Source organism: Parabacteroides sp. AF14-59 (assembly GCF_003479515.1).
In the GTDB taxonomy this organism is placed as follows: Bacteria; Bacteroidota; Bacteroidia; order Bacteroidales; family Tannerellaceae; genus Parabacteroides; species Parabacteroides faecis.
Genome location: NZ_QUHH01000047.1, coordinates 1 through 10,945 on the forward strand (window position 1 = coordinate 1; position 10,945 = coordinate 10,945).

Consider the following 10,945-nt stretch of genomic DNA (forward strand, 5'->3'; position numbering starts at 1 on the left):
CAGTTGTTTTCTAATTCTTTCATATTCCTTTTTGATTTTTAGTTGCGGATAATGTTTAGAGGATAGCCGACCGTTTAGGGCGGTTCATCCTCATGTTCGAGACAATTTTTATTTCCTTTATTACATACTATATAGAACTTCAATTTTTGACTGCTGTTTCCGGCAGAAAGAGGTGTGAAGTTCATGCCCGCACCCCGTTCGTTTCATTACTGCTCTTATCCGTATTTCATTCATTTTTCAGTTCTCCTTTCTTTCTTTTCATGGGATTTCACTGTTCTTGTTCACGGCAGGACATAGCTATCCCATGTTGCTGTCATGCCGCTTTTTTCCGGTGTATGTCGCAATGCTCCAGTATTACCGTGTATGTCATGCCGCCACCCGTTACCGTAGTGTGGCTGTAAACTCTCGTCCGTCCGCAACGCTCGCAGAAATACGGGTTTTCATATCCGCTTTCTGCCTGTTGCAACTCGGCTTCCTCTATCTCGCTTTCATCCTGCCCGAAGTATTCTTCCGGCAGGCTGCCTTTATTGGAATAGAAGCCGTAGTACCTCACGATGCGGAAATAGCGCAGTGGAACGTGTTGCAGCAGCCGGGGGAAGAACTCCCGGTAATGCAGCGTCAGTTCCTTTTCAACCGGGTTCCTCCTGTCGGGTGAGTTTTTGTAATCACGGTAACGGAATGAAATGTTTTCGCCGTCCATTGCCGTAATCTTGTATTCACTCAGGCACGCCCGTTTGGAATATCTGCCCACATATTGTATCACCTGTTCCGGCATCTGTATGGGTGGTTCCAAATGCACTATCCAGTCCTTTTTGTTTGCCACTTTTTTGATGAAGCCCATAAACTCCATGCGGTCACGGAAGTCATGCTCCAGCCTGCCCGCATCGAACAACTCTATCAGGGCGTGTTCAAACTTGTAGCGGAATACCTTACAGATAGAGGGGATATGCACGTAGTCATGTTCGGGGATGACTATCTTACCGTCGTTATCTATGCCGCCCCATGACATAATCATGTGCGTATGTACATGGAGCTGTTTCGTTTCCCCGTAGGTATGTAGTACGGCAATTACCCCGGTTTTCAAGCCGAACTTGTGCATCATCCAGTCTTTCAGCGTTTCAGCCGAAGTACGCATCAGTATATTCAGCATTTCTTTCCTGTTGCGCTTCACCAAGTCCAGCAGGATATGCGGCAAGGTCATCACCACATGGCGGTGTGGCACCCGCAGCATCTTTTCTTTCATGCGTGCCGCCCATTTCAGCGTGTCACGCCAGCCGCATGACGGGCAAAAACGGTGTTTGCAACTATGGCTGATTTCCCGTACTTCCCCACAATCGGGACAAACGTATGTATCTATCCCCAAAGTGGTTGTGCGACATACACGGATAGCGTTCACCGCCTTGTACTGTTCGGGGGTGATGTACTCCGCCGGGTGCTGTGCGTATTCGTCCCACCACCGATTGAAGAAATCGGACAAGCGGTACTTCTTTTCTTTGCAACCGTCTGTATATATGTCGTTTAGCACTTCTTTCATAGCTCGCACACAAATCCTTTTTTACTCCATTTTAATATCTAATCATTTGATTATTAGTTGTTTATTGTCTTGAACGTTATACTATCAGCCGATTTGGCTGTTATTTTCTTTAAGTATCAGACCTCGTCTTCCTCCATCAACAGATCGTCCAACGGGCTTTTGATATTGCTTTTGAAAGTGTCGGCTATGTGGACATACCTTTCCGTTGTCTTGATGTTGTTATGTCCCATAAGCTCTTTCACTATCTTGATGTCGGTTCCTTGCTCCAACAGGTGGGTGGCGAACGAATGGCGCAGCAGGTGCGGGTAAATCCGTTTCGTGATTCCCGCTTCCCGGGCCGCAGCCTTCAGCCGTTTCGACACGATGCTCTCGGTGAAAGGTTCGCCCGGTCTGTGTTCAAAAAGCCACACTTTCGGTTTGTATAGTCTGTTATATTCCGTCAGCTTTTTCATCAACGGTTTTGACAGCAGGGTGTAGCGGTCTTTCTTGCCCTTTCCCTGCCGCACCCGTATCAGGGAGCGGGATTCGTTGATGTCGCCGGGTTTCAGTTCCAGCAGTTCGCTGATGCGCAACCCTGCGGAATAGAGTATGGAGAACATGCAGAAGAAGCGCAGGTCTGTCACCGTCGCGTCGAGTATCTTCTTTATTTCCTCCTTGCTCAACACGTCGGGCAGCGTCTTCTCCCGTTTGGCACGGTTCACCTTGTAACACCGCCGTTCCTGACCGAGAACTTTCTCGTAATAGAACTTGATGGCGTTGATACGCTGGTTTTGCTGGCAGGAGGATATGTTTTTCTCGTGGATGAGATACAGCAGGTAGTCGTTTATCTCGCCGGGGGTAACCGTTTCAATCTTACGCCCCTCGAAATGCTGTTGGAAATCGCGGAAATAGGAGGTATATACCCTTACGGTATGGTCACTGTAACGCACTTGCTGAAGTTTTTCCAGATAGCCTTCCGGCAGTGGCGGCCGTTTGTCTTCCTCTTTACGGGGGGCGGTTTCCTTGATGGCAGAATAGTCTATAAACGCCATTTTCACATAGCGGTCGAAGAACTCGGCAAGCACGAAATCTTCTGCCGGCAGATAAGCCCTGCCGCCGACAAGCAGTACGTTTTCTTCCTTCGACAGCGACAAGCGGATGTCATTGTCATTACCGAAAGTCACTTCGACAAATTCTCTCCCGTTTCTTATCACCGGAGAAAGTTTGATCTTGGTTTTTGGGGTATATATTTCCATGCCTCACGTTTTGTCGGATATTGAAACCCGTTTTCGCAAATTTATAAAAAAACACGGGTTATCCATGCGCTTTATTGACATTTAACAATAGATCCCGACTACCTGACAATAAGGTGAGGAGCCACGAAAATACCCTCTGCCAAATCCGTCCTTCCCGGCACTCCGTTTCTCCGATTTCCTCTGCCCTGCGCCACAAGCGGCCACTTCTGTGCCCGATGCTTCCATAGCCTTTCCAACTCTTTTACGTTCAGCCGGTTCCCCTTACTTTCGTTCCCGCATCGCTATTGGTGCTAACTAAAAACACTCGTAATTATGGACGAAAACGTAAAGAACGACGCTAAACAAGTCATGCTCGTTCAGAATGCCGACGACGGACGACTGCAAGCCGTTACCGGCGTGGATCGGGACGGCAATATCCAGACCGCCGACCCCACGGATCAGAATGTGGCGAGCCTGCTGAACGTGAACACGCAGGATTCAGCCCTCGAAGCCTTCTTCAAAAAGTTCATGGAACAGGCCCAGAACCCCGTCCACACGGGTATCTTCGTCATGACGGAGAATGCCCTGAACAAACTTATCCGCATCGACTTCGACCCGGAGATTCTGGAAAATTACCGTATCGACCCCTCCGAACGGCTTCAGACGCAGGAGCAGCGGCAGTTCGAGCCGCTGGACGTCACGAAGATAGACCTGGCGGATATGGAGAAGAAAGGTATCCGCATGGAGGACATCGAGCCGCACCTGAAAGCCATGTCTTACGGACATAAATCCAACGGGCTGGTGGAGATGAACCCCGAACTGGAGAACGGGATGCGTGTTTCCACCAAAGGGCGCGTGTCGCTCGAAGAGCAGGCGGACGGCTCGCTGCGCGTCGTGCCGCATTACTGGCAGGAACGGCCCGACCTCGACGCCCCCTTCCACGGGGTGCTGCTCGACGAGGAGGCGAAAACGAACCTGATGAACACCCGCCACGCCGGGAAAGTGATCGACCTGGAGCTGGAGCCGGGCAAGCTCACGCCCTGCTACGTGTCGATAGACAAATGGACGAACACGCTGGAACCCATGCCCGTTTCGTTACTCGAAAAACGTGCCCGCATCAAGGAGGCCGACCTCTCGGAAGGCAAGCAGATGGATTTCTACGGCGGCGGCAAGGTGTTGCTCGAAGGATATACCACCCGCGCGGGTTATAAGCGGGATGCCTATATCCAAATCGACGCGGCCGAACGTAACTATTCCTTTACCTACGACGGTTTGGATCGCAACCGCTACGCCCAGGAGAACAAGGAGATTTACCGTCAGAAGGCCGCCGAGAAAAACGGACGGCAGGAAACTACGGCCTCCGAACGACAGCCCACGCTCACGATTCACCGGACAATCCTCAAAGCCTCCGTGCCCAAAGAGGCTTATGACCAGTGGACGGAAGCGGTGAATGATCCCTCCAAGCGGGCGGATGTCAAGGCTTTCTACATCAAGGGCATGGTCAAGGACGGGCAGGGTGAGCCGTTCAACGCCTGGGTCAAGCCCAACTTCGAGCGTAACAAGATGGACTTCTTCCGCTGGAATCCCGACCGTGCGAAACGGCAGGGAGCGGAGGTCAAACCCGCCGTTGAAAGCCGTACCCAGGTCGCCGTCAATTCCGAGGGCAAGACCGTCGAAGCGGTCAAAGGTGTGAAAGAGCCGCTCAAGCAGGGACAGCAGGAAGCCACCCCGACGCAGAAGAAAAATTACCGCAGCAGCAAAAAGAGCAACTCCAAAGGTGTCAAGGTATAACGTATGAAATGGTTCTACATGCAGGCCGGAGCCATGCCGCTCCTGATCGCGGCGCTGGCCGCCTTGTACCTCCGGCCGGGTAAACGCAGCCCCCCGGAGGAGGCGGACGACGGACGGCAGTATTACGACGGGAACGGCAACCATGTCTATTACGACCGCCGGCTGATCGCCCGTCCGGAAAAAGAGAAAGAAGAAGAACTACAAGAAAACAACCACTGAAAAATCCGAATCATCATGCAAGTAATTATCGCAGAAAAGCCCTCGGTGGCGCGTGAGATCGCCGCCATCGTGGGAGCCACGAACCGTAAAGACGGTTTTATCGAGGGAAACGGCTACGCCGTAACCTGGGCCTTCGGCCACCTGGTCGGGCTGGCAATGCCCCAACAGTACGGCATCGCGGGTTTCCGCCGGGAAAACCTGCCTATCCTGCCATCATCGTTCATCCTCCTGCCCCGGCAGGTTCGGGAGGGTAAAGAGTATAAGGCCGACCCGGGTGTCGTGAAGCAGCTCGGTATTCTCCGGGAATTGTTCGGCATGGCCGAGCGCATCATCGTCGCGACCGACGCGGGGCGTGAAGGGGAGCTGATCTTCCGCTACATCTACTCTTACCTGGAATGCCGCACCCCTTTCGTGCGGTTATGGATCAGCAGCCTGACCGACCGGGCCATCCGCGAGGGGTTACAACACCTCCGCCCCGGCAACGAATACGACAACCTTTACCTCTCGGCCAAAGCCCGCAGCGAAGCCGACTGGATCGTCGGTATCAACGCCTCGCAAGCGCTTGCCGTGGCTGCCGGGCGGGGCGTCTGGTCGCTCGGACGGGTGCAGACCCCCACGCTGGCGATCATCTGCTCCCGTTACCTGGAGAACAAGGCGTTCAAGCCCGCCACCTATTTCCGGCTGAAGCTCTCCACGGCAAAGGAGGGCACGGAGTTCACCGTCCTCTCCACGGAGAAATTCGACGGCAGGGAGAAGGCGGAAGCAGCCCGCGCCGAGGTTATCGGCGTCCGAACGGTACGCGTCGTGAACGTGGAGCGCAAGGAGGCCAGGGAACAGCCGCCTCTCTTGTACGACCTGACGACACTCCAAAAAGAGGCCAACAGCCGGTATGGTTTTTCGGCAGAAAAAACGCTCGACATCGCCCAGTCGCTTTACGAGAAGAAGTTCATCACTTATCCCCGTACCGGCTCACGCTATATATCGGAAGATGTGGCCGAGGAGATTCCGGCACTCATCGGGAACATGACACGCTATCCCCGTTTCGCGGAATACGCGGGCAGGATGGATACCGCATCTCTCTCCCGCCGAAGCGTGGACAACGAAAAGATCGCCGACCACCACGCGCTGCTTCCCACCGAGAACCTCCCCTCCGAACTGGATGCCGACCACCGCATCGTCTATGAGATGGTCGCGGGGCGGATGCTCGAAACCTTTTCCGGGGCCTGCGTGAAAGAAAACACTTTCCTTACCCTGCAAAGCGCGGGACATGATTTCACGGCCCGCGGCAGTATCATGGTCGAGACGGGCTGGCGGGCCGTCCTGAATGAACCTGTCGAAGAGAAAGAGGAGGACATGACCCTCCTTCCCGACATCGTGCAAGGCGACGAGCTGCCCGTCAAAGGATGCGGCACGGAACAGAAACAGACCCGGCCGCGCCCCCTTCACACGGAATCGAGCCTGCTGGCGGCGATGGAAACCGCCGGACGCGAACTGTCCGACGAGGCCGAACGCGAGGCGATGAAGGATGCCGGCATCGGCACGCCCGCCACCCGTGCCGCCATCATCGAAACGCTCTTTGCCCGCGAGTATGTCAGGCGAGAGAAAAAGTCGCTTGTACCCACGGACAAGGGACTGGCCGTGTATGCCGTGGTCAGGGACAAGAAGATTGCCGATGTCGCCATGACGGGCGGCTGGGAACTGGCCCTCTCGAAGATCGCCACCGGGGAGATGGACGCCCCGACGTTCCATCGCGGTATCGAGGTCTTCACCTCGCAAATCGCCAAAGAACTGCTGGAAGCAAGAATCGACGGCGCGGAGAGTGACACAGCCTGCCCGCGTTGCGGCAGGCCCGTGGTGTTCTATCCCAAACTCGCCAAGTGTCAGAATCCCGATTGCGGCCTGACCGTATGGAGAACCGTGGGCCGCAAGGAGCTGACCGACAAGCAGCTCGCGGAACTGCTGACCAAAGGCAAAACCGGCACGATCCGGGGATTCGTCAAAAACGGCGGCGGGACGTTCGACGCGGCCCTCACGCTCGATGACCAGTTCAAGACCTCGTTCGTTTTCGAGCCGCGCGATACTCCCAGGCAGGGAAAGAGGAACAAACGGAAATAATCGTTACCTTTGCCACTGGAAAAGACCTGTCATAACGAGATACGCTTGTTTGATAAGGATTTTTTCAGTGGTCGGCGCTTCGGGTGGGAACCCGGGGCGCCTTTCTCTTCCCCGATTATCAACGACCACTAAAAATTCTTATCATGCCAGACAAGCAACACCATACCCCCACGGGGGAATTGTCCTATTACGGACTTTCGTTACTATCCTACCTCAAGGACAGCCACCCGGAACTCATCGCCGAAGGTGAATTCATCGCCGAGCGGGCCGACAGCGCCGCCCAAGCGTACAGCGAGGCGATCCGTTCGGGCTGCAACCACATCGAGGCCGAAGAAATTGCCCGCGAGGAACTCTGCCGCGGACTGCACTTTTCACCCTACAACACGCTGGTAAACATCCTCTGGAGGGAATTCGAGGCGGAGATTCCCGAGGATACCGCCCGGCAGGCGGCTCTACGCCTGCTGCCCCTCTGCCGCGGGGTGCTGGAGAAGTACGACCTCACGGACGACTTCGCCGATACGCCCGACTACGAACTGTTCTATACCGAACTGACGGGAACCATCCAAATACTTCTCGAAGATGGCATTCAATAAGAAAACCCACCTCCGCCAGAATATCGACGCGCTGAAGACGGCCTTCACGCTCGACAGGGAACGGCGGGCGCCGACTCCCGAAGAAGAAAGGACACTCGGCGCATACAGCGGCTTCGGCGCCATCAAGGAAGTGCTGGAAAACCCCACCGGGAAACCGGACAAGGACGGCATGGCAACGCTCGTGGCCGAGTTGCACGAGGTCATCAGGGCGAACACCCCCGACGAACGGGAATACAAGCGCTACATGGACGGGATCAAGAACTCCGTCCTGACGGCTTTTTACACGCCCCCGAAAGTGGCAGACGCCATCGTGGAGGCGATATGGGACACGCGGATCGTCCCCAAACGTATTCTTGACCCCAGCGCGGGAACGGGGGTTTTCGTCAGTGCCGTGGATTTCCACGACCCCTATGCGGAGATCACCTGCTTCGAGAAAGACCCCGCCACGGGGTTGATCCTGAAGCACCTGCACCCCGAAAAACGGGTGCGGGTACAGGGATTCGAGCGCATCGAACCCAAATACGCCGGTTACTACGACGTGGCCGTGAGCAACATCCCTTTCGGGGATGTGGCGCTCTTCGACCCGTTCTTCTCCACCCATACCGACCCCGTGCGGCGGCAAGGCACACGGGCGCTGCACAACTATTTTTTCATGAAGTCCGTCGATATGGTACGCGAGGGCGGCCTGGTGGCATTCATCACCTCGCAGGGAGTATTGAACGCCGAGCAGGGACGCCCCGTGCGCGAGTGGCTGATGAACCGCTGCGAGCCCGTATCGGCCATCCGGCTGCCGAACAACCTCTTTACAGAACACGCGGGGACGGAGGTCGGCAGCGACCTGGTTATCCTGCAAAAGAAAGCCGCCACGGGGGAACTGTCCGAACGGCAGCAGGATTTCATCGAATCCCGCAAGCTGTCGAACGGCATCCAGATAAACAACCTTTTCCAGTCGTTCGACAGAGTGATCCATACCGAGGCCAAAGTAGGCAAAGACCCCTACGGCAAACCGGCGATGGAGTTCACCCACGCGGAGGGCGTGGACGGCATCGACCGGGAGATGCGGCGTATGCTCTCGGAGGATTTCAACCGGCATTTCAACGAGAGTTATTGCCTGGAACATGCTCCGGAACAGACACCCGGTACACCGGAGCGGGAGTTGTCCCGTCCCCGTCAGGCGGAACGCCAGCGTGCCGAAAGACACGAGCCCCGCCTTGCCGGAGAAATCGTCAAGGAAATTATCGCCGACGCCCGTAACCTTCAGCAGCAGCGGGAAGAGGAGGAAAAACGCCGTGTCGTCGCCGAAATGGCGGCGCAGGGCTACCATGTCGATACCGAAACCGGGGAGATTACCCGAATCGAAAACAAACCCGGACAAGCGTTACCGGATTCTGCCGCCACACCCGCCGGAGAACCGACCGGGGAGGATCTGGCCGACTTCGGGGCCTGGTCGAAGGAGCGAGAGAATCGCTTGTGGGAGCAGCACCCGCCGAAACCCGAAGATTTCGGCATGGCGGATACTCCCGTGCAGCACGTGGGCGGAATAACAGAACCGAAACCGCGGGAGGGCTTCGCCGGGTCGCTTTTCGACACGGTGGAAACGGCGGCTGCCGAACCGGTAAACGTGCAGCAGGAACCGTTGCTGACGCTCTACGATCTGTTCGGCTTCAGCGCCGAGGAGCGGCGGCAGGCAGAACTCGGTATATCCAAGAAAAGGAACAGCCGCCGGGGAGCAAAGCGAAAGACGCCCCGACAACCCTCGTTATTCGCCCCGGCCTCCTCTCCGGAGGAACAGAAGAGCGAAATGCCGAAAACGACGCCACCGGAGCGTGATCCCGAAGACTTGTATGCCTCCCTGAACTGGGAGGACAACCCGCCGATCAACGGCTTTTACGAGATGATGATGTCGCTTACCCCGGAACGGAGGGCGGAACTGCGCCGACAAAGCGCCCGGCAGCAGGAAACCCCGGAACAGCGGGAACGGCAGGCGGTACGCCCCCCGACGGAAGCCCCGAAAGACAGACGAAAACAAGCCGCCGGTACGCCGAGAACGGGCGGCCTGTTCGACACGTCGGACAATCCGGAGGAGGAAGAACCCGGTAAAGAAACGCCGCAGATACGGGAGGCGGATATGAAACCCCGCCCGTTCGAGGGTGAGGTCGCCCCCTATTTCCGCGAGGGGACATTCGTCACGGACGGACAAAACCGGGTCGGCTACCTGCGGGGGATTGAATCCCTGCAACCCATGTTCCACCCGCTGGAACTCACGCCTGCACAACGGACGAAAGCCTCCATGTATATCGAGATACGCGATGCCTATTACCACCTTTATAACAACGAGGCGGAAACACTGACGGCGAACCCCGCCCTGCGGGAGATGCTCAACCGGCTTTACGACAATTTCACCGAACGCTTCGGACGGCTCAATGACAAACGCAACCTCGACCTGATCAAGATGGACGCGCGGGGGACGGAGATTCTATCGCTGGAGCGTTACATCGACGGCAAGGCACGCAAAGCCGACATCTTCGAGCGTCCCGTGGCCTTCAATCCCGATGAGATCACGCACGCCGACGACGCTTCGGAGGCCCTTGTGGCCAGCCTGAACAAGTACGGCCGGGTGGAACCTCGCTACATGGCATCGCTCACGGGAACTACCGTGGAGGGAATACTCGGGGAACTGAAAGGACGCATCTATTACAACCCGGAAACGGACGGCTACGAGGTGGCCGACAAGTTCATCGCCGGCAATGTCATCGGGAAAGCCGAACGGATCGAGGCGTTCCTGCGGGAGAATCCCGACCACGCCCCGGCCCGGGAATCGCTGGAGGCTCTGCGCGAGGCGACGCCCAAACCCATCGCTTTCGACGACCTGGATTTCAACCTGGGCGAACGGTGGATTCCAAAAGGTGTTTACGAGCGTTTCGCCTCCTCGCTCTTCGATACGGAGGTGAAGATCACCTTCGCCTCCAACCTGGACGAGTACGGCGTGAAGGCGGAAGCGACGAACGTGAAGATCACGGAGCAGTATGCCGTCAGCGCGCAGACCCGTAAGTACAACGGCCTGCACCTTTTGAAACACGCCCTGCAAAACACTTCGCCCGACATCACCAAGACCGTCCTCAAATGGGTGGACGGCGAACGGCGGGAGGTCAAAGTGCGTGACGGGGAGGCCATACAGCTCGCCAACAGCAAGATAGACGAGATCCGGGGTGCTTTCCCCGAATGGCTGCGCGAGCAGTCGTCCGACTTCAAAGACCGCCTGACAGACCTCTATAACCGTACTTTCAACTGTTACGTGCGCCCGAAGTACGACGGGACGCACCAGGATTTCCCCGACCTCGACCTCAAGGGGCTGGGGATAGACAATCTGTATGACAGCCAGAAGGACGCGATATGGATGGACAAACTGCTCGGCGGAGGGATAATCGACCACGAGGTGCTGCGCCCATAAGGGCATATAGTAAATGTAGGCTTAGCAA

General features: G+C 56.3%; 7 protein-coding genes and 1 pseudogene. 5 read left to right on the forward strand and 3 right to left on the reverse strand.

Features of this window, described 5'->3' with window-relative positions; genetic code table 11:
* Positions 1 to 313: 313 nt before the first annotated feature.
* The 3 genes from DWW23_RS25975 to DWW23_RS26615 form a co-directional block, all read right to left on the reverse strand.
* On the reverse strand, positions 314 to 1,534 hold the full coding sequence (locus tag DWW23_RS25975) for an IS91 family transposase (RefSeq protein WP_008620106.1): 1,221 nt from the start codon (positions 1,532 to 1,534) through the stop codon (positions 314 to 316).
* Positions 1,535 to 1,650: 116 nt separating this feature from the next.
* The gene (locus DWW23_RS25980; RefSeq protein ID WP_007565622.1) at positions 1,651 to 2,769 is read right to left on the reverse strand and encodes a site-specific integrase; all 1,119 of its coding nucleotides are present in this window, start codon (positions 2,767 to 2,769) and stop codon (positions 1,651 to 1,653) included.
* Positions 2,770 to 2,850: 81 nt separating this feature from the next.
* The gene (locus DWW23_RS26615) at positions 2,851 to 2,994 is read right to left on the reverse strand and encodes a hypothetical protein (protein ID WP_007558962.1); all 144 of its coding nucleotides are present in this window, start codon (positions 2,992 to 2,994) and stop codon (positions 2,851 to 2,853) included.
* A gap of 87 nt (positions 2,995 to 3,081) precedes the next feature.
* On the opposite strand from DWW23_RS26615, the gene DWW23_RS25985 reads away from it, so the two are divergent.
* From DWW23_RS25985 to DWW23_RS26005, 5 genes and pseudogenes are all read left to right on the forward strand, one after another.
* On the forward strand, positions 3,082 to 4,539 hold the full coding sequence (locus tag DWW23_RS25985; RefSeq protein WP_007558960.1) for a DUF3945 domain-containing protein: 1,458 nt from the start codon (positions 3,082 to 3,084) through the stop codon (positions 4,537 to 4,539).
* 3 nt (positions 4,540 to 4,542) lie between these two features.
* Positions 4,543 to 4,758 (forward strand): hypothetical protein, encoded by a 216-nt coding sequence (locus DWW23_RS25990; protein WP_004319199.1) that lies wholly within the window; start codon positions 4,543 to 4,545, stop codon positions 4,756 to 4,758.
* A 15-nt stretch (positions 4,759 to 4,773) separates the two neighbouring features.
* Positions 4,774 to 6,873, forward strand: coding sequence for a type IA DNA topoisomerase (locus tag DWW23_RS25995; protein WP_004319201.1), 2,100 nt, complete (start codon positions 4,774 to 4,776; stop codon positions 6,871 to 6,873).
* A gap of 143 nt (positions 6,874 to 7,016) precedes the next feature.
* Positions 7,017 to 7,466, forward strand: coding sequence for a DUF1896 family protein (locus DWW23_RS26000; RefSeq protein ID WP_181993236.1), 450 nt, complete (start codon positions 7,017 to 7,019; stop codon positions 7,464 to 7,466).
* Positions 7,453 to 10,905: pseudogene (locus DWW23_RS26005) on the forward strand (N-6 DNA methylase); the annotation flags it as partial. The gene DWW23_RS26000 and the pseudogene DWW23_RS26005, both read left to right, overlap by 14 nt.
* Positions 10,906 to 10,945 lie beyond the last annotated feature (40 nt).